At 40.9% G+C, this 19346-nt stretch carries 17 protein-coding genes; 5 read left to right on the forward strand and 12 right to left on the reverse strand.

What is annotated here, in order from left to right; genetic code table 11:
• Positions 1-35 precede the first annotated feature (35 nt).
• The 5 genes from FQV26_RS09470 to FQV26_RS09490 all read right to left on the reverse strand — a co-directional run bounded on the left by FQV26_RS09470 (position 36) and on the right by FQV26_RS09490 (position 5220).
• Entirely contained in the window at positions 36-611 is a 576-nt protein-coding gene (locus FQV26_RS09470; protein ID WP_146557238.1) for a histidine phosphatase family protein, read from the reverse strand.
• A gap of 36 nt (positions 612-647) precedes the next feature.
• On the reverse strand, positions 648-1028 hold the full coding sequence (locus tag FQV26_RS09475; protein WP_146557239.1) for a hypothetical protein: 381 nt from the start codon (positions 1026-1028) through the stop codon (positions 648-650).
• A gap of 149 nt (positions 1029-1177) precedes the next feature.
• Complete coding sequence (locus FQV26_RS09480; protein ID WP_146557240.1) at positions 1178-1684, reverse strand: DUF3916 domain-containing protein; 507 nt, start codon at positions 1682-1684, stop codon at positions 1178-1180.
• A 189-nt stretch (positions 1685-1873) separates the two neighbouring features.
• The gene (locus tag FQV26_RS09485) at positions 1874-4717 is read right to left on the reverse strand and encodes a YhgE/Pip domain-containing protein (RefSeq protein ID WP_146557241.1); all 2844 of its coding nucleotides are present in this window, start codon (positions 4715-4717) and stop codon (positions 1874-1876) included.
• Complete coding sequence (locus FQV26_RS09490) at positions 4714-5220, reverse strand: RrF2 family transcriptional regulator (RefSeq protein WP_146557242.1); 507 nt, start codon at positions 5218-5220, stop codon at positions 4714-4716. Before FQV26_RS09490 ends, FQV26_RS09485 begins: the two co-directional genes overlap by 4 nt.
• 648 nt (positions 5221-5868) lie before the next feature.
• Here FQV26_RS09490 and FQV26_RS09495 point away from each other — a divergent pair.
• From FQV26_RS09495 to FQV26_RS09510, 4 genes are all read left to right on the forward strand, one after another.
• Positions 5869-6960, forward strand: coding sequence for an NAD(P)-dependent alcohol dehydrogenase (locus FQV26_RS09495; RefSeq protein ID WP_146557243.1), 1092 nt, complete (start codon positions 5869-5871; stop codon positions 6958-6960).
• A gap of 286 nt (positions 6961-7246) precedes the next feature.
• Positions 7247-7738: a DUF4825 domain-containing protein gene (locus tag FQV26_RS09500; RefSeq protein WP_146557244.1), complete on the forward strand. Its 492-nt coding sequence runs from the start codon at positions 7247-7249 to the stop codon at positions 7736-7738.
• Between the two features lie 307 nt (positions 7739-8045).
• The gene (locus FQV26_RS09505) at positions 8046-8516 is read left to right on the forward strand and encodes a hypothetical protein (protein WP_146557245.1); all 471 of its coding nucleotides are present in this window, start codon (positions 8046-8048) and stop codon (positions 8514-8516) included.
• Positions 8517-8828: 312 nt separating this feature from the next.
• Positions 8829-10484, forward strand: a complete 1656-nt coding sequence (locus FQV26_RS09510; RefSeq protein ID WP_146557246.1) for an alkaline phosphatase — start codon at positions 8829-8831, stop codon at positions 10482-10484.
• Positions 10485-10816: 332 nt separating this feature from the next.
• Here FQV26_RS09510 and FQV26_RS09515 read toward each other — a convergent pair whose 3' ends face one another.
• The 4 genes from FQV26_RS09515 to kynU all read right to left on the reverse strand — a co-directional run bounded on the left by FQV26_RS09515 (position 10817) and on the right by kynU (position 15759).
• Complete coding sequence (locus tag FQV26_RS09515; protein ID WP_186759716.1) at positions 10817-11965, reverse strand: M20 family metallopeptidase; 1149 nt, start codon at positions 11963-11965, stop codon at positions 10817-10819.
• Positions 11966-12013: 48 nt separating this feature from the next.
• Positions 12014-13453 carry a YfcC family protein gene (locus FQV26_RS09520; RefSeq protein ID WP_146557248.1) on the reverse strand — a complete coding sequence of 480 codons (1440 nt, stop codon included), beginning with the start codon at positions 13451-13453 and terminating at the stop codon, positions 12014-12016.
• A 68-nt stretch (positions 13454-13521) separates the two neighbouring features.
• A complete protein-coding gene (gene kynA / locus FQV26_RS09525) occupies positions 13522-14355 on the reverse strand; it encodes a tryptophan 2,3-dioxygenase (protein ID WP_146557249.1) in 834 nt (277 codons plus the stop codon).
• A 123-nt stretch (positions 14356-14478) separates the two neighbouring features.
• Positions 14479-15759, reverse strand: a complete 1281-nt coding sequence (gene kynU / locus FQV26_RS09530) for a kynureninase (protein WP_146557250.1) — start codon at positions 15757-15759, stop codon at positions 14479-14481.
• Positions 15760-15922: 163 nt separating this feature from the next.
• Between kynU and FQV26_RS09535 the strand changes: the two genes are divergently transcribed.
• Entirely contained in the window at positions 15923-16537 is a 615-nt protein-coding gene (locus FQV26_RS09535) for a TetR/AcrR family transcriptional regulator (RefSeq protein WP_146557251.1), read from the forward strand.
• 209 nt (positions 16538-16746) lie between these two features.
• Here FQV26_RS09535 and FQV26_RS09540 read toward each other — a convergent pair whose 3' ends face one another.
• Genes FQV26_RS09540 through FQV26_RS09550 form a run of 3 tightly spaced genes read right to left on the reverse strand, consistent with a single transcriptional unit; the run spans position 16747 to position 19332 of the window.
• On the reverse strand, positions 16747-17361 hold the full coding sequence (locus FQV26_RS09540; protein ID WP_146557252.1) for a malonate decarboxylase holo-ACP synthase: 615 nt from the start codon (positions 17359-17361) through the stop codon (positions 16747-16749).
• Positions 17352-19043, reverse strand: a complete 1692-nt coding sequence (locus FQV26_RS09545) for a biotin-independent malonate decarboxylase subunit beta (RefSeq protein ID WP_146557253.1) — start codon at positions 19041-19043, stop codon at positions 17352-17354. The genes FQV26_RS09540 and FQV26_RS09545 overlap by 10 nt, the downstream gene beginning before the upstream one ends.
• Complete coding sequence (locus tag FQV26_RS09550) at positions 19036-19332, reverse strand: malonate decarboxylase subunit delta (RefSeq protein WP_146557254.1); 297 nt, start codon at positions 19330-19332, stop codon at positions 19036-19038. Before FQV26_RS09550 ends, FQV26_RS09545 begins: the two co-directional genes overlap by 8 nt.
• Between the last annotated feature and the right edge of the window lie 14 nt (positions 19333-19346).

The following is a 19346-nucleotide window of genomic DNA, read 5'->3' on the forward strand; positions in this document are numbered from 1 at the left end:
GAACCAGATACAACTAAAACAGGAATATGTATGTTTTAAAATTTAACTCGAGACCAGTGTGCCTCTCCAAGAAAGTCTTCTCTGGTAAGCGGTTCTTCTAAAATAGTTTGGCGATAAGAGGTAATGGTTCCATCATGTGAAACGATGTAGATTTTTTCGCGTTTAAAACTTTTACAATACGCAATGAATTCTTTAGTTAGCTTTCGATATTCAGTTTCCGGTAAAACGTTTATTCCTTCTGACCATAATACGGAAGACAAATTCTCTGCCATTTCAAAAGTAGGGAAATCGTCTTTAAGTTTGTCTGTATCCATTAATTCATCGCAAGGAAGAGTTTTGGCAGCTGGACGTACTGGGAAAATGCGAGGTCCAACCAGGGGATGCGCAAATTTCAGGCAACATGCTTTTTCGCTCCAGATCCAGGCAGTTTGCAGGGTTCTAAGTGTAGGACTGACAATTAATACATCCTCAGAAGTTAACGGCAGTTTGGATCTCAACTGTTCAACCTGCTTTATTCCTTCTCTTGTTAAAGATGGATTCGTCTTCTGGAGACTATCTGGCATGCTTTCTGTATGGTCTCCTTGGCCGTGGCGAACGAATATCAATTCCATTATTTTTCCCCCTCGAGAAGATTTTCATCTTAGAGCTTAATTCTCGTTTATTAGTATCAAATTTTCTGTCTGTCCACCCCAGGTAATTTCCACTTTGATAGCCTCATCTTCTTGAATGACGGCACAACCACTACAAAAACCATTTCCGATTTTTCCAACTCCATCAATTAATGTGATTCCTGTACCTTCAGAACCTCCAGAATTCGTTTCAATTTTGTAATCCACTGTTTCCGGCGCCTCTTCTCCACCCGTAAACTTAATTGTTCCATTTTTTTCTTCTCTATCGCCATTGGAGATATTTACAATATAAAATACATCCCACTTGTCACTGCTGCCTGAAAAATTATACCGTGCGCTATTATTACCGCAACCGCTCAACATAACGATAACGCTGACTAATACGATAAATTTTTTCATGCCAATTCCTCCTTTGTAAAAATCACTTTTATGTCTCACCAATAATATACCAAATAAACCCAGTGGCATTGTAAATAAAAAGGAATTTTTTTAAAAAGACAAAAGGAAGAGCATTTGCTCTTCCTTTTTCTCTAAGCTATTCAAAGCTATTACGCCAATTCACCTATAAACCATAACTCTCGTTCGATAGATTCTTCCTCATCGATCAATATTTCTTTAAATCCAGCTTGCTGAAAATTTTCTGGAAGGACGAATCCCCATTCACGCTGAATATTTCTCTCATTCGGCAGTGGAATCCAGTTTTGGAAGTCGCTATCTCTTGTGAAAAAACTGTTAAAATAGGCATTCCCTTTAAATACGATGAGTTGAGATCTCCAATTAGATAAAGGGTTAATTAACACAACCACTCGATATGTATCACCGTCCTGTAGTTTCATTTGACTCAGATGATACGCACAGTTTATAAGAGTCTGAAAACAAAGCCGTTTGATTTTTATAGGAGTTTTAACAGAGTCAATAAATCCTTCAGAGACCGGAAGCAAAAGATTCCAATAGCCGTTATAAAAGTGAGTTGGAAAATCCAGCGTTTCTTCTTCAATACGTTTCACCATCATTTTGCTTTTACGTTTCATGCCGCGTACTTTTTTCTCTCGCATTCAATCTCTCCTTAAGAAATTAGCTGCTGCTTATCATGTATTTATTTCCTTAATATACTAAATAAAAAATTCGAAAGCCAGAGAATTTACCTGCTATTGCTCTTCTCAACTTACTATTTATACTGAGTACGATCTATCGTTCACAGTTACTCAAAAAAAGAACTGCATATTTTTATGCAGTTCCTGCCTTTAATTTTCTTCTGCTAATCTAAACGCTTTACGACTTCTAATGCTAAGCACGCCCCATAAGAGCCCATTGAAGAGGATGAAAAAAGCCCCGAGAACTGAAATGCTCATAATAAACGTTTCGGTTCCATATGCTGAAGACATCGATTCCCTGAATCCAAGAAGTGCATAGCTCATTGGAACAAAATCATGTACTTTCTGGAAAAACCCATTTGTCAGTTCAACCGGAAACATGCCTCCACTCGCTCCAAGTTGAAGGACCAATAGGATCATTGCCGCAAAGCGACCAGGGTTTCCAAAAGTTATCCCAAGGAACATGATCAGGAACATATAAGTTAGCGAAGTAATGATGGATACCGCGATAAACTCACCTATATGCTCTACTTGGAGATGAAAGCCGAACAGCATGATGGCATCAACGATCAGTGCAGCCGAAGTTGCCTGAACAAAGCCAAGCGAAAATTTACTGAGCCACCAGGCTGTTCCAGAAGTCGGACGCCCTGCTGGTGCATTGATCGGAAATACTAGGTTGAAAGACAAGGCACCGACGAATAACCCCAGCGACAAAATATATGGTGCCAACGCATGGCCATAATTCGGCACTTTGCTGCGTTGACTTTCTGTTGTAGTTGCTGGTGCAGCAATCATTTCAACATTAGCATCCGCTATTTGTGCACCATTCACTTCTTCTGCTCCGTCTGCCAAGTTAGCAGCCAGTTCAGCTGAACCTTTTGTCAGTTGACCTATTCCATTTTCCAGTTCGCCCGATCCGCTTGCAAGCTCATTTGACCCCTTATGAAGTTCGGCAGCACCGCCTGCCAGTTGAACGGTACCACGGGAAAGCGCAGGTATTCCTTCAACTAAGCGATTCGTTCCACCTGCTAATTCAGCGGCTCCGGAATTCAGTTTTTCAGAGTTTGCAACCAGTTGATTGGCGCCTTGTTGAAGAGCACCTGCTCCTTCTGCAGCTTTTGAAACTCCTGCTGTGTAGGAAGCGGCCCCTTGTTCAAGCTCCAATGATCCTTGCTGCAGCGCACTCGCTCCTTCGGCAAGTCCATGCGATCCTGTCGCTAGTGACGACATACCCTCATTCAATGCAGAACTGCCTTGTGCCAACCGGTCTACTGCCTCCGCAAGCTGCGGAAGGTTTTCTGCAGCTTTTTCAGTTCCTGCGAGCAATGTTTTACTGCCTTGTACGGCTTCCTCTGCTCCTGAATTTAGAGAAGCGGCTCCTGGGATAAGCTGGCCCTCCAGCGCATTGCGGACCATTGAATAGCCATCGAGGGCCTGTCCTGCTTGAGGATTCACTTGAGCGACAGCATTGTTCAATTCTGTGATATTCTCCGGTAGTGAACCTAAAGATTGGAACTCCGGAATGATTTTCTCATTCAAGTTGGCTGATACAGCTGCAAGGTTTCCTTGCAGTGTTTCAAGAGCCGCTTGCTGCACGGTCGCTTGCTGTTCTACGCTTCTGCTGACAGCAGCTGACAGCTCAGTCTGCTGTTCTTCCGTCAGACTGCCATAAGCTGGCGCTGCCTGCAAAGCTTCAACTGCTGTACTTGCGGAAGCCGTTTGCAGCTCCTCTAAGCTTTGCTGTGTGGCATTCAAGTTCGCTTGCAGGCTCGACGCATCTTGTACACCACCTGTTGCAGAAACTGCTTCATTCAATTTGCTGATGCTGTCTTGAATGCCGGTGAGACCTTGTTTTAAAGCTTCGATTTGATCGGCCGCAGGCAATTCGTTGTTCAATGAATTGAGTCCAGACTGCAGCGCAGCGCTGCCCGCCGATAGTTCAGCTAGGCCCTCGCCTAATGCAGCTTGACCAGAAGCTAATTGTTGAATACCTGAAGAACTGTCTGTCAGCTTGCTGGTTTGCGCCTGCAGCTCAAGCAGTCCGTTATTCAATTGGGCACTACCGCGCTCCGTTTCCGTGAGCCCAGCACTTAATCGTTCTGCTCCAGGGACGAGAGAGCCAATGCCTTCTGCGAGGTCTACTGAACCTTGGACAAGAACCGCTCCGTTATCATTCAACTCAGCGGTCCCTGCAGCCAGACCGGCAACTCCATTCTGCAGTTCGCCTACGCCTTCGGTATATTCAAAAATCCCTTTGTTTAACTGACTGGCACCTTGGTTTAAATCTGAAGCCCCGCCAGCAAACTGCTCGACGCCGACTTCCAATTGCTCGGCACCTTCCTGAAAAGTCAAACTGCCTTCTGAAAGTTCGCCTAAACCTGCAGTTAATTTAGTGTTTCCATCTTGCGCTTGTCTAGTTCCTGTATCAAGCTGTTCTGCGCCTTGAGCTGCTTCTTGTAACCCTTCTCCAACTGATTCGACTTGCGCAAAAATTGCTTTCACATATTCTTTCGTTACATTTTCGGCTACCTCTTCTTTGATGGTCATCGTTGCCTGCTTGCTGACAGCTTCAATAAAGAAACCGCGTCCAGGGTTTGTTTCATAGTGTAAATTCATGGGTTTAGGCTGATCATCCATAACAGAGGCGGCATTCGCCGAAAAATCCTCCGGTATGGTCAAAACCATAAAATACTTGCCATCGCTCATTCCACGCTCAGCTTGATTGGCATCGGTAAAATGCCAATCAAGCGTTTCGTTTTTCTTTAAATTCTCTTCCAGTTCCGCTCCAACTGCAAACATCTGCCCTTCATATTCAGAAGCGACATCTTCATTTACGACCGCTACTGGCAATCGATCTGTTTTGCCATAAGGATCCCATGAGGAACCAAGAAAAAAACCACCATAAATAATTGGTATGAACATCATGACAATCATTGTGCCCAATAAAAGCGGTTTAGCCAGCAATTGCTTCCATTCCTGTTTTAACATTTTCATTTCGCATCATCCAGTCCTTTATCCAGTACGTCACTCAATGTCTCTTGATTCCAGTTCAAGGTCGGCAATTTGGACGTTCCTAAACCTTCTTTTAGCAGATCCGCTGCAGTCATTTTGGAAAGATATTCAATCAACAGCCGATCTCCTTGGTTAAACACCTCGCGCAGAAGTTCTTGTCCTTTCTGCGCGTACTGCCCATCTTGGAACGCCAAACTGATCAGACCGGTATCCGGATACATTTGAATCGGCCCTTCCATTGCTTCGATCACATCAAGCATTGTAATTTCGGTAGCCGGTTTCGCAAGCGAAACGCCGCCGTTGTTTCCCGAAACCGAAACAGCAATTCCCTGGACAACCAGTTTTCTTATAATTTTTTTCATGTAAGAAGGTGAAACTCCCAACCTTTTGCTGATTTCATCTGAAGCAAGTGGAGCACTGCTTTCCTGTGTCGCAAGCAGGACAATGATACAAATCGCTTGCTCTACCCCTTTTGTCAATTGCATAAATAGCACCTCTTTTTATCTACTTACAACATCCATTATGGACATTGTATATCCAAATAAAAATACTACTCTTTTTTTCCGAAAATGCAAGAGGTAAAATGAGTATAAAATAAAAAAGCCAACAACTGGAAATCTTCAGCTGTCTGCTTTTAACTATTTCCTTTAGATTCAGTTATTGCGGCTTCTGGTACTATCTTCTATAAACTGCCTTTTTCGCAGCAGCATCTTATTTTTTCTTCCTTTTAACAATCCACCTTACAAGCAGTATGAAAAATAAAATCAGTGCACCATATATTAAGAATGTAACAAGTACATCTCCCCAGTTAATATAATTCTCTTCTAACAACAAAATCTCCGCCTTTCTTCCACCCTTGTCTTTTATTTTAATATACGGATTGCTTTAGGGAATTGCTACTTATTTATGGAAATATAAGTATATTTTCTTTCCTGCTACTCAAATAAGGACAGTTTATTTTATTTAATTTGTTTTAATGTCATGCGCCTGGAAAGCTGCGCTTAGGTGAACTCCTATTAAATGCCTTGCTTTCCACCAGATGCTTCAATTTCTATAGACAGTCGCAGCTATGAGTAAATCGACAGTATTCGGGTAGTCATTTAAGAGGATAAAATTTATCGAGGAGGATTAAGATGAAAATACAAGCTGCAGTTACACATGATTTAGGAGAAGATTTTAAATTTGAAGAAGTGGAATTAAGTGAGCCCAAAGCAAGTGAAGTGCTGGTAAGAATTGTCGCTTCCGGAGTTTGCCACACAGACGCAGTGGCAAGAGACTTAGGCTTATCTCCTTTCCCGGCAGTTCTTGGACATGAAGGATCTGGAGTAGTTGAAAAAGTAGGTTCTGCAGTAACGACTATTCAAGCCGGCGATCATGTGGTATTGTCATTCGCCTATTGCGGCCATTGCGAAAACTGTCTGACCGGACATCCGACCGTTTGCTTGAACTTCAACGATTTAAACTTCGGAGGAAAAATGCAGGACGGTACGAATCGAATTCATCACCATGATCATGCCGTGTCGACATTCTTTGGACAGTCGTCATTCGGAACCTACGCAGTGACAAATGAACGTAATGTGGTGAAAGTAGACCCGGATGTCGACTTGACATTGCTCGGTCCCTTAGGCTGCGGTTTTCAAACTGGTGCAGGTACGGTATTAAATCGATTCCAGCCTGAGTTTGGTTCTTCTATCGCCATTTACGGCAGCGGTGCTGTCGGCTTGAGTGCTATTATGGCCGCAAAAATCGCCGGCTGTCTTAACATTATTGCAGTGGACATCCATGATAACCGGCTGGAATTGGCCAAAGAATTAGGTGCAACGCACACGCTGAATGGAAAAAATGTTGACGTTGTTGAAGAAATAAAAAAAATCACCAAAGGCGGCACCCATTACGCAGTGGAGACGACTGGAGTCCCACCTGTCGTTAAACAAGCCATCCACGCATTGCGTCCATTGGGCTCATGTGCAATTGTCGGTGTAACCCCTGAAATCACTTTTGATGTCCACAATGACATTATGGCAGAAGGCAAAACAGTCATGGGCGTTATTGAAGGCGACTCGATTCCGCAGGTGTTCATTCCCCAGCTGGTGGATTATTACAAGCGCGGCATGTTCCCATTTGATAAATTGACCAAAGTCTATGATTTTGAGCAGATCAACGAAGCGTTCGAAGACTCCAAACAAGGAATTACCATTAAGCCAATCGTAAAAATTGGCCAGTAATAAATTATTCTACTAAATATAGGAACCAAGACTGCAAACAAACTCCATTAAATCGAGTTTGTTTGCAGTTTTTTATATGCGGAAACATTTATTGAAGTACATGTAAACTATCAATTAACTCTGGCTCTTTAGATGATCTTTAAAATTGATGAAACGAATAAGGATTTTTAACGTAAACAATACTACTAAGATAGAAAAGAACTTTTTTAGGCAACAGTTGATTTTGATGGTCGCAGACTTTGACAATAGTACCGCAATAATTGAATTATTTGAGGAGGAGATAGAATTGAAAAGAAAGCTGAACTTATTATTTTTTTCAATAGCAGCAATGCTCTTTTTAAATGCTTGTAGTTCTAGTTCAAATGCTTCGGATGCTGATTTGTTTCAGTACAAAGGTTCTTATGTGGGAGATAATAGTGCAATTGTTAATACAATTATCCACCTAAATGGAGCGAAACAATTTAAGAGCTTAGAATTGCAGACAAAAGAAGAACCCTATGGGATAACCGTAGAATATGACATGTCAGAATCACAAATAGATAAACAACAAATAGCTATCAACAATGCTGCTTATCTATTTACATTGATACAAAATTTAGATTGGGTGAGCTTCAATTTCCAAATGGCTGATGGGAAGGATGAGATTAAAATTACTAGAAAAGCATTGGAGAAATGGTATGAAATAGAGTTAAGCGAGATAAAAACTGAAAAAGACTTAAAAGAACTTATACAAGATCATTTTGAAGACGAACAAAAAGCAGTGCAGCTTATAAATTAAAAGCTGCACTGCTTTTCTACTGAAAGGATAATTCCTTCTACTGCTTCCCTACTTCAAAACTTGTAAATTATTAAAGAAATAATGTTTTACTTTCTTACCCCAGGCAGTTACTTGTGCTAATACTTATTGAAACCCTCTATAGCAGCAAAATAGGTTTAAGAAAAATAATAAAGTCGCTGAGTATTAATTTTTGATATTAATACTCATAATTTACAAAATAATGCTTTATTTTACTAGTGTTTTCCAGCATAATAAGTAGGAAATGATCAGATTCCCATTAAAATTAGCAGTCAAAAGGAGTACACACATGAAACAAGCTATTCATTTATTGGAACCGAGCTTATTGACACCAGATAAATACTTTAAAGTTTATTCGATGGATCCCTCTCTCCTGTTCGTTAAAATCGGAGGACAGTTTTACGATGAGACAAGTGATGATGAGGCGCCTCTTGTATTGGGACTTGTTATGATGCTGTTGAGGAAACTTTTTCTTAACAAGCTAAAAGATCAACGGGAGACGGAAATAGACAAACAAGTAAATGACGACCCCCAGGTGTTACGCAATAAAAAACAGAACTTTGATATTCCTTTGCAAGCCATCAAAAAAGTCGAGCTGAAAACGAAATCGACCAAACACACAAATGGGACTGACAACGGCGTGCTCTTTTTATACATGGAAGACGGAACTGAAAAAAAATATACAATTCCATCATTCGTCACTAGAAAAGCTGTCATCAACTTTTTCGAAAGCCAAGGCATCGTTGTAGCAACCGTATAAAATCCTTTGAATATACAAAAAGAACAAAAAACATCGTATTTCCTCTATATTTGTAGCAGAAAAACTAGACCTTCAAGCTTTTCGCTTCGGGTCTATTTTTTTTGTAATGGAATAGCTTCTTTCTCTTCCCCTTTTTGCATACTTGCAAATAACCAAAGTTACTCAATTCCCATTAAATAACCGTATCTTTCGCTGCATATTTGGAGCTATTCACATTAACTTAACTCCACGTCCATACTGCTGAAATGTTCTTCCTTTATCCTAAGACTGGGCAGTAGATCTTGCTTAAAAAATTTGAGGAGGAACAAGAACATGAAAAGCAGTTTTAAAAAGAAGGCCGCTGGAGTGTCAATCGCAGCCGCTGTTGCAATCTCTTCTTTCGGTTTTGCAGCGAATGGAACAGTAACAGAAGCAAAGGACAAGAAAAATGAGCCGACTAACGTCATCATGATGGTGATGGATGGAACAAGTGCCGGTGCTACTACTTTGGCAAGATGGTACAAAGGCGAAGATCTTGCTATGGATGAGATTCTTGTAGGAGGTATGCGCACACACTCTGCTGAATCTGCAATTACCGACTCTGCACCTGCAGCTACTGCTTTAGCGACCGGAAACAAATCGAACGATAAAGTCATCGGTCTTCTTCCGAAAATCGTCAATACACCAGGAGTCGAGCCGATTGATCCTCAAGATACATATAAACCAGTTGCCAACGTCTTGGAGGGAGCAAGATTACTAGGGAAATCAACAGGTATCATTTCCACTTCCGAAATTCAGCACGCAACACCTGCTGGTTTTTCTTCTCACGCAGTCCATAGAAGCAACTACCAGGATATTGCTGAACAGCAAGTTTATCAGGAAATCGATGTTGTACTAGGCGGAGGTAAAGAAGCGTTGGAATCAGGTACAACAAAAAATGCACGTGTTGATGGTGAAAATTTAGTAGAAGTAATTAATGAAAATGGCTATGATTTCGTGGAAACAAAAGACGAGCTTTTGAATTCAGACGCTGAAAAACTATGGGGATCTTTTGCTCCTTCCGCCCTTGCATATGACTTTGATCGTCAAACAACAAACCCTGAACAGCCTTCTCTTGCGGAGATGACGAAAAAAGGAATCGAGACCCTATCAAAAAATGAAGATGGATTTTTCATGTTTGTTGAAGGAAGCAAGGTAGACTGGGCAGCACACGCCAATGATACAGTAGGAATTATTAGCGATGTATTGGCTTTTGATGCAGCTGTGAAAGAAGCAGTAGACTTTGCAAAAGCAGACGGTAACACAATGGTAATTGCCGTTAGTGACCATGGGAACAGTGGTATTACGATGGGGAACTTGAATACAAATTCAAACTATCCTGAAATTCCGGTTTCTACCTACATCGATCCTTTGAAGAAAGCGACGATGACAATTGAAGGCGCTCTGAAGACATTGAAGTCCGATCGCTCTAACTTGAAAGAAGCGGCAGCACTTTACGGCTTGGATAACTTGACTGAAGAAGAAGTCAACACATTGAAGAAATCGAAAAACCTGCAGGCTGACATGACCAAAATGCTGGCACAACGCGCGAACATCGGCTTTACAACTGGTGGACATACGGGTGAAGATGTCTTCTTGTACGCTTACGGCCCGTCTAAACCGTTTGGTTTGGTCGATAATACGGATATTGCTGAAGCAATGGCTGAGTTCATGAACTTCGATCTTGAAGAAACAACCGACACACTGTTCGTCAATGCGAAAGAGGCTTTTGAAAAGAAAGGCTATAAAACGCGCATAGATGTAACAGATGTGAATAACCCAGTATTTGTTGCAGAAAAGAACAAGAAAGTAATTCAGTTGCCGATCAATAAAAATATTGCTAACATTACACAGAACAAAAAGTCATTTACTAAAACACTTCCAGGTGTAACGGTATACAACGGAGAAGATTTCTTTGTTTCGAAAGAAGCATTGAATCTTTCAAAATAAGAATGTCTTAAAATGCCTTTATCCAGTGTTTTCATCTGGACAAAGGCATTTTTTATATGAAAATTCTTTACTTTACAAGGATCTCCCTCATAGACCTAATAAGCTTCTTTCACCCCCCTCTAACTCGGACGTGAAACCCAACGGTAAAAAATAAATAAAAAATATGAGCCCGGTTGAGTATTGGACTCATATCTAGAATGCAGTTTATTTTTTGTTTAACTTTATCAAATCAGTTCATTGAAAAGCACAAGAGAGTCTTCCATTTCAAAATTTTTTATTTAACTGCTGTATTTTCATTTCTAGACAAATTGTTTATTAAACAGTTATAAGCACTATAAGTTTAAGATAGTTATAGCTAAAAGTTTGCTTCGCTCAAATAATGACTCAACTACTGCGTATTCGTGCGGAGTATGATTTCCTTCCCCTACAGGCCCTAGCGCACAAACAGTCGGAACTCCGGCTAGCGTGGAATAGGCAGAGTCCGAGCTTCCTTGGCTGACAAATGCATTTGGGGTGTCAATCTCCAGTTCTTCTGCTGTTGATTGAATGATACGAAACAACTCCTTATTTCCTTCAGTTACCTCCATAGGGTCAAAGCCCCCTTGATACGTTAGCGTCGTTTCTGTACCTTCAATAAATGTTTGGGAAGCAATTTCTTTCAACTTCTCATGCATCATGTCTTGCTGTGCCTTTGTTTGGCAGCGTGTCCCAATTGTCGCCTTCGCATAATCTGGACAGGTATTGACTGCAGAACCCCCTTCCACAAGCGTCACATTATATGTAAACCCTGATTCAAAGTCGGAAGCTGCATCGATTTCAATCATTTTATGAGCCAGTTCAATAATCGCATTCCGGCCGCTTTTCCAAGCAATCCCTGTATGGCTGGATATCCCTTGGACTTCCAATTCGTAAGCGGAACCGCCCGCCCGGCCAATTGCTAAATTGTTTTCCAGGTTGCCGGTCTCTGGATTGAATGCATACAACCCATTACGCATTTCCTCTAAAAGCATCGATTTAGCATCCGAATGGATATGCGCACTTTCTTCGTCTCCGACAATAATGACTTTAAGCGGGTGTTTATTATAGCCTGCTGCCCTTAGCGCTTTAACGACATAAAGGATGGCTATGACCCCACCTTTCATATCAAGAATGCCTGGTCCAAACGCTTTTCCATTTTCGATTTTAAAAGGATGCTCCTCCAGAAACCCTTTTGGAAAAACAGTATCTACATGTCCGATGAAAATGATCGGCTTGGCCTTTTCCACATCTCCGAATTCAGCTACCAATGCGTTTCCCGCCCGTTCATAGAGAACTTGCTTAGTAAGGAAGCCTTCCTTTTTCAAAATCTCTTCAATATCCGTAATTAATGCGTCGATTCCTTCTTTATGGTCTTTGCCGCTTTCTACGTTGACGAGCTCCCCCCAAAGAGTCAGCATTTCTTGTCTGCTAGTATCGATATAGTCGATTAATTGTTGTTTCATAGCTTCGCCCTCCACCTTCATTTCTACGAAGAAGTGAATCTCCTTTTTTTAAAATGGACCATAATCCATCCATACGGCCGCTGCGACAAACACACCGCCAAGGACTACCCAAATGAGCAATAATGGGAAAACGAACTTTACCCATTTCACATAGGAAACTTTCGCAATCGCCAGACAAGCCATTAATGTTCCGGACAAAGGCGTGATGATGTTTGTAACGGCATCCCCCATCTTAAATGTAATGAATGTTGATTGTCTGGTGACTTCAAGCATATCTCCGATTGGCACCATAATCGGCATGACAATCGCAGCCTGTCCAGTTCCTGATGTGATAATGCCATTGAATACTAGGTTAAACCCATACAACAACACCATTGAAACGACCGGGGTAAAGTTGATAAGGGCAGCTACCACTCCATTTACGATGGTATCTACCACTTGTGCTTGATCCAATAAAACAATAATAGCTCCGGCAACCCCGACAAGCAATGCCCCATACATGACCTGGCTGGCACCACCCATAAATACCTTAACAAACTGATTGGGCGTAATTTTTGCTACGAGCGCAACTGCAATACCCAGCATAAGAAAGACTGCTGAAAGTTCATTGATTGACCAGTCTAGCTGCAGAGCCCCGTATAAAAAACCACCAATCGTGACAAAGAACAACAAGATGATTACTTTATGCGCATTCGTAAAGCGGGCTGTTGCATCTATTTCCTTTTCTTCCGGATGATCCTTGAAAGAGTCTGCCCCCATTAAGCTTTTTGAAGGATCTTGACGGACCTTCTTCGCGTAAATACATATGTAGGCAATTGTGACTGAAAGAAAAGCTACAAAAATGACCATCCGGTAGAGTGCACCGGAAAACAGAGGAAGTCCTGCAATCGTCTGGCCCATTACGGTTACGACGGGATCAAACACACCACCGGAAAACCCAGCATACGCTCCTAAGAACACCATAGATACTCCGACAATTGGGTCCAGCTTCAATGTCCGAGCCAACATAATGCCGATCGGCACAAACGCAATCGCCAAGTTTGGCGCAACTCCCAGTGAGGAAATCAGCGCAAAAATCGAACAGAAAGTAAAGATCAGCAGATTGTGATTTCCTTTTGATTTTTGAATAAGGGAATGGATGCCTGAACTTATTGCCCCCGTATGCTCAATCACCCGGATAATTCCACCCACAATAATGATCAAGAAGATAATGCCTCCTGCACCAGCCAATCCTACTTGGATTGATGTGAACACATCCATGATTGATAAGGATTCTGTATCTATATATTGGAAACTATTTGGCACCACTTGCATAATCCCATTGACTTCTGCCCGTTCGTAAGTACCGGCAGGAAGAATATACGATGCGAGAAACGCCAGCAGTAAAAAACCAAATAAAATCACATACACGTCCGGCATCGCCATTTTCTTTTTACCTTCAGAAGTTTTCAGATTTTCTTTTTTCTCTGTTGAGTTGACATTTGACATATTTACACCCCTTTGTATAGTGATTCACTTCGGTCCGAGCCGCCAATCTCTTTAACTACTTAAAGACATTATAGTTTCGTTCTTAAATCCCACAACTCAGGGAAAAATCGTTGATCTAATACCTTCTTTAAATAACTAACACCAGATGAACCACCAGTTCCAACTTTAAATCCTATAATTCTCTCGATTGTCTTCATGTGTCTAAAACGCCATTGCTGTAAACGATCTTCCACATCTACTAGCTTTTCTCCAAGTTCATACAAGTCCCAATATTGATTTGGGTTTTGGTAGACTTCTATCCAGGCAGCTTCCACCGTTTCATCAGACTCATAGGCCTTTGTAATATCTCGATTTAAAACCGATTCAGAAATATGAAATCCTGCTCGATTTAATGCTTGTATGGACGCATCATAGATGCTTGTGGCATTGTATTCAGCTTCTAATTGTTTTAACAGCTCAGGATCTTTTTCATAAATTTTTAAAATGAATTCAGTTTTATATCCGAGTGCGAATTCTATCATTCTATATTGGTATGATTGGAAACCTGAAGAACTTCCTAACTTATCTCTAAACTCTAAGTATTCTGCTGGAGTTAACGTCGAAAGCACATCCCATGCTTGTATTATTTGGGACTGAATTTGGGAAACACGGGCTAGCTTCTTAAAGCTCATAGACAAGTCTCCCGTTTCAATGGCTTGTTTGGCAGCACTGAGTTCATGAAGAATTAACTTCATCCATAGCTCACTTACCTGATGGATGACAATAAAAAGCATTTCGTCATGATGACCCGATAATCTTTTTTGACTGGAGAGGATAGTGTCTAGATGCAGGTAATCGCCATAAGTCATCTTCTCCTGAAAATTCGTCTCAATATTCTTTTCTCCACTTGTTGGATTTTCCATTTCAACACTCCTAATTCATCTATTTTTTTAGTTGCAAATCCTCATTCAATAGCGTTCATCTCAAAGCAGAAACTTAGAAGTGTCTATCCTTTAGAAGAACCGCTCATTTATTTAAACTCTTTCCTACGCTATAACATCACGCTTATTAGCAAAGTTTTTGTACGTTTCCTCCGCCATAATGCGCTTCATCACTTGCACGGTTTTCCATATATCAGAGTAGGAATTGTACAAAGCAACAGGTCCAATCCTTATAAAGTTTGGCGCTCTAAAGTCTGGTGTAATACCTTCTGCCTTCAGCGCTTTGCATATACTTGCAGCATATGTATGCTGCACTAGCAAATGACCACCGCGTTTCTTATGTTCTAAAGGACTAGCGATGTTAAAATCATATTCACTTAATTCATGATTTATTAGCATGATCATATAATCGGTAAGCTTAAGTGATTTCTGTCTGATTTGATCGATTCCGGCTTCATTAAACATAGCCAGTGAACCAAGTAGCGGCGCCATACTAAGTATATGTGGAGTTCCTATTTCGTAAGCTCCTGCATCTACATCGGGAGTCAACTCATGGCTCATGTCAAACTGGACTTCTTTCTTTGAGCTAAACCAACCGGCAAGCCCAGGCTCTTGACCAAAATGTTTACTATTGACATAAAGCCCACCGACTGCACCTGGACCACCGTTTAAGTGTTTATAAGTACACCAAACCGCAAAATCAACGTCCCATTTATCAAGCTGGTGCGGAACCGATCCGATGGAATGACATAAATCAAATCCAATAATAATATTGCGTTTATGTGCTTCCGCAGTGATTCTTTCCATATCTAAGACTTGCCCACTTCTATAAAGTACGCTCGGTAAAAATATGAGTGCAACATCTTCACTCATACTACTAATAATTTCTTCCTCTGCAAGCATACCATTTTGGCTTTTGACTTTTACTAATGCACTTGATGGGTCATAACCTTTTAATTTCAACTGACTTTTCAATGCATAAATATCTGATGGAAACGTGGCATCATCGGCTAAAATCTTATATTTAGTTGCTGTTGGTTTATAAAACGTCGATACTAATTGATGAATATTTGTCGTCGTTGACCCAGTGACTATAACTTCTTCTTTTTTTGCCCCTATTAGTGAAGTCGTCATCTCACCTAATTGCTGAGTCATATAGAACCATGAGTTTTCTCCGTTAGTCCAACCATCTATTCCTAAGGTTTTCCAACTATTTAATACATCGATAAGTGTTTTTTCTGCTCTTTTGGAGAGCAAACCAAGTGAATTTCCATCTAAATAAATCATGTCGCCATTCAAATAGAACTCATCACGATAGGAATGTAATGGATCTTGGGCATCTCTCTCTTTTGCATAATCTGCTGAATACTCTTTTGTTTGTGTCATCTCAAATCACCCCTGTTTGATATTTTTATTTTTTCTGAATTGTTATTAAACTAATAATATCATTACTTGACACCATGTCAATGACATAGTGTCAACAAATATCTATCCTTTTTTACCCATTTTATGGTACGGTTATTATATTAAAGATTGTAGGGGAGTTAAAATGATTACTAACAGAAAACAACAAGCAAAGGAAACAAAGCAAAAATTACTTGATGCAGCTCGAGATGTCTTTTTTGAGAACGGATTTCAAAAATCTACAATCAGTCAGATCAATAAGAAGGCCGAGACAGGCCATGGCACAGCTTATGTATACTTTAAAAATAAAGAAGATTTTCTTATTGAGCTGATGAAGGAAACAATGGAATCCTTCTATCAAATTGCGACTATTCCTTTTCGTCCTGTATCGCAAAGTGAAGCACATGAACTCATTTCCCACCAAGTTAAACAATTTTTATCATTGGCACTTGAAAAGAAACAAGTTATGAAGATTTTTAAAGAAGCGATTGGTACTTCTCCTATTGTAGAATCGAATTGGCAAAACATTCGTAAGCAATTTATTGAAAGTATTACAAGAGATATCATCTATGCACAAAAACAGTTATTGGCAAATCAAAATTTAAACCCTTTTATAACTGCTAGATCATGGTTTTATATGAATGAAATGTTCATGTGGGAACTTGTTGGTGATCAATGTACAGATGATATTGAAGAGATTATCAAACACATGACTATTCTTTATACAAACGGACTGTATACAGAGAAATCCCACAAATAACTAGTCGTTTCCAAGTTAAGATATGCTTTATCTACTCCTCTTTGTGCTTTTGTGTGGCTTCTCCTTCAATCTTCCAACATGAATCTCACTAACAAAAAACCCTCACAAATGCTGCCGAATTTGCGAGGGTTTTTATTTTGTTAAAAGAACTCTGCGCACTATAGAAACAAAAAACTTTCTGGATATTTATCAATTTCTAAATTTTTTTATTATTCTTTTATAACAATATTTTTTAATCTGGGACCATCTACTGTTCGAAGCAGAATTGGTTTCTCTCCGGAGGCAAGGTATTCATTTAATAGAAAGGCGCCTTCTGATGTTTCGATTTGAATATCTACTCGAAACTGATTGTTTTTCAACTCAGCTTCTATCATTCGAGCAAAATTAAGGGTGAAGTTTTTCGAAAAACGAATCACTATATCTATATCACTCGTTTTTTTTGTTGTCTCTTTTCCACTCGCCAGTTCAAATCCAATACTTCCTGTAGGTCCCCATTCCAGTGAATGATAATCCAATACTTTTCCGATCTCTTCCAGACCCCTAAAGATTTCTTTAGACTTTCCATTCCATTTTCTCTCTCTTGTCAGCTGCTCTGGCGTTATTCGTCTTAAAATCCGGTCTACAGGTACGAAAGCAGCAAACCGCTCGTTCCTTTCTTTACCACGTATACCAACTGCGATCCACCCTTCACTTGCCCGGGCCCGCCTCACTACTACAAAAGGTGCTTCAGCAATAGAGGATTTCACCCACTCCGGAATATCAGAAAGGCTAGTCAATTCCTTTGCACTTTCAATTTCCAATAAATCGTGCGGATTTAGTTCCATTGCTCTTTTAACTTTTCTCTTACTAAAATTGAAGCCGCTCTGCCTCCGGACTTCGCATAAGCGGAGTTTAATCTGCTACTTAAATCTCTTGTATGATCAGTCAATACATCGTCAATTGCGCGGTCTATTTCTTTGTAAATAATATTTCTGTCTTTCTTCTCTGGAGAATTAGCTTCAACTCCATCTACTAACGAGAACAAAGCGCCTAACTTTTCGAAAGACTCAACATCGTAAGCCATTGCAGGCACTTTCTTTGCAGCGATTTCCAGTTCTTCCATGGTTCTTTGTGTAATTCTAGCAGCAGATTGCTTTGACATGACATGTACATTAACGCCTTCATCCCTTAATGCAATCAGTCGATTCGCTTGCATACCGTGGGACAAAAAAGCGCCGGAGATTGCATTCCCCGGTATAAATGAAATCACTGGGTGACCTTCCAATCTTGCAGATGCATATGCATCTACTGCGGCTGCACATGCTTGGTGAATGCCAAGCAGTTCCTCATGATAGCCGTAAGCCTGACTTGGAACATCGACAATGGCTACAATAGCACGCTTTTCACTATTTTGATCTGCTTTGATGGCTTCTCTGACATGCTTTGCGATTGACCAAGCTTCCAGCAAGCCAACCTCCCCTTTTCGTGCGCGTGGAAAACGATTTTGATTGTCCGGTACTACTGCAATAAAACGGACTTTCTTCTCGCCAATCATTCCATCTGCAACTCTGACAGAAGGTATATCGCCTATCTCCAAGAATTCCCCACGGAGCAAGTCAAACCATGTTTGTCCGCGCCCTGCAGAGTTATCTCTATTTAAAGAAGTCGTTTTTTCTTCAATTGCTGCATTTTCTGACTGTGCCCAAAGTAATCGCACCTCATCAGCAGATAGCCGCTCTTCTGGTTCGACTAAATTCAAAAGGGCGTCATACCTGTCTCCTTGAAGTGTTCGAGAAGAATAGACAGCGTCATCCGTCATCATAGAGAAAATTTCCTCTTTTATAGCATCTGCATCATCTGCAATCAATACATCTGCAAATCCAGTGACTGTACGCTGTTCTCCCCCAATTGTGCCCCAGATAAGCTGCTTGTCTTTTGAATCGAACTCTCGTATGCCCGCTTCCTGCTCTATTACCTCGGGGCCATTTAACCCTAACCGTGCTCCACGAGTCATAATGATTTTACTGCAGAGACCTGCTGTGATGGACATTCCTCCAAAAGTTCCAATCTTTCCTGGAATGACTGCAATAACTGGAACATGGCGCCGAAGAGCAACAATGGCTGCACCGATTTCAGCAATGGAAAGTACTCCATAATTCGCTTCTTGAAGCCTGACGCCTCCTGTGTCAAACACCAGTACTGGAATTGTTTTTATTCCAGATTCGCATTCTTTCAATGCCAGCTCCAGTGTACCGGCAATTTTCGCACCTGATACTTCTCCAATTCCACCGCCTTGAAAATTCCCTTCAATTGAAATGACAACTGCTGGATGTTCGTTAATTGTTCCTTTTGCAACAATCACTCCGTCATCACTTTGCGGAACAATTCCCTGTGGTTCCAAATGAGGGGATTCCATATTATCCTGAGGTCCAAGCAATTCTTTATATGAATGAGTGTCTAATATGCTGTGTGCCCGTTCACGTCCGCTCAATTCTACAAAACTGGTTTTCAATACTGTTCTACTCATCAGCAGCCACCTCCAGAGCTTGTTCAAGGCGCAGCTTTACTACACCTGGCGTTGCACCGAAATCATTGATTTTCACTTTCGCAGCAATATCATGCTGTGCGAAAAACCGCTGGATTAGAGATTCCCACGTAGCTCCAAATCCAATAATGCCTGTTCGAATGATCACTTCAGTCTGCAATTCACTTGAAGGTTCTATCAGAACTTCCAAGTCACCAGAGCCGACGACGCCGACATGTGCAAATCGATTAATTTGATTCGTTGCCGGAAATGTAAATGTGAAATTCTCCAAAAACCGCACCTCCA

The sequence above is a fragment of the Planococcus sp. CPCC 101016 genome (genome assembly GCF_007859295.1).
GTDB lineage: Bacteria > Bacillota > Bacilli > Bacillales_A > Planococcaceae > Planococcus.

Excerpts from the sequence above, each read along its gene's own strand:
- FQV26_RS09535 (WP_146557251.1), top strand. The coding sequence starts at position 15,923 with ATGATTACTAACAGAAAACAACAAGCAAAGGAAACAAAGCAAAAATTA.
- kynA (WP_146557249.1), bottom strand. The coding sequence starts at position 14,355 with ATGGAAAATCCAACAAGTGGAGAAAAGAATATTGAGACGAATTTTCAG.
- FQV26_RS09505 (WP_146557245.1), top strand. The coding sequence starts at position 8,046 with ATGAAACAAGCTATTCATTTATTGGAACCGAGCTTATTGACACCAGAT.
- FQV26_RS09540 (WP_146557252.1), bottom strand. The coding sequence starts at position 17,361 with ATGGAACTAAATCCGCACGATTTATTGGAAATTGAAAGTGCAAAGGAA.
- FQV26_RS09480 (WP_146557240.1), bottom strand. The coding sequence starts at position 1,684 with ATGCGAGAGAAAAAAGTACGCGGCATGAAACGTAAAAGCAAAATGATG.
- FQV26_RS09475 (WP_146557239.1), bottom strand. The coding sequence starts at position 1,028 with ATGAAAAAATTTATCGTATTAGTCAGCGTTATCGTTATGTTGAGCGGT.
- FQV26_RS09485 (WP_146557241.1), bottom strand. The coding sequence starts at position 4,717 with ATGAAAATGTTAAAACAGGAATGGAAGCAATTGCTGGCTAAACCGCTT.
- kynU (WP_146557250.1), bottom strand. The coding sequence starts at position 15,759 with ATGACACAAACAAAAGAGTATTCAGCAGATTATGCAAAAGAGAGAGAT.
- FQV26_RS09545 (WP_146557253.1), bottom strand. The coding sequence starts at position 19,043 with ATGAGTAGAACAGTATTGAAAACCAGTTTTGTAGAATTGAGCGGACGT.
- FQV26_RS09510 (WP_146557246.1), top strand. The coding sequence starts at position 8,829 with ATGAAAAGCAGTTTTAAAAAGAAGGCCGCTGGAGTGTCAATCGCAGCC.
- FQV26_RS09520 (WP_146557248.1), bottom strand. The coding sequence starts at position 13,453 with ATGTCAAATGTCAACTCAACAGAGAAAAAAGAAAATCTGAAAACTTCT.
- FQV26_RS09490 (WP_146557242.1), bottom strand. The coding sequence starts at position 5,220 with ATGCAATTGACAAAAGGGGTAGAGCAAGCGATTTGTATCATTGTCCTG.
- FQV26_RS09515 (WP_186759716.1), bottom strand. The coding sequence starts at position 11,965 with ATGAAACAACAATTAATCGACTATATCGATACTAGCAGACAAGAAATG.
- FQV26_RS09495 (WP_146557243.1), top strand. The coding sequence starts at position 5,869 with ATGAAAATACAAGCTGCAGTTACACATGATTTAGGAGAAGATTTTAAA.
- FQV26_RS09470 (WP_146557238.1), bottom strand. The coding sequence starts at position 611 with ATGGAATTGATATTCGTTCGCCACGGCCAAGGAGACCATACAGAAAGC.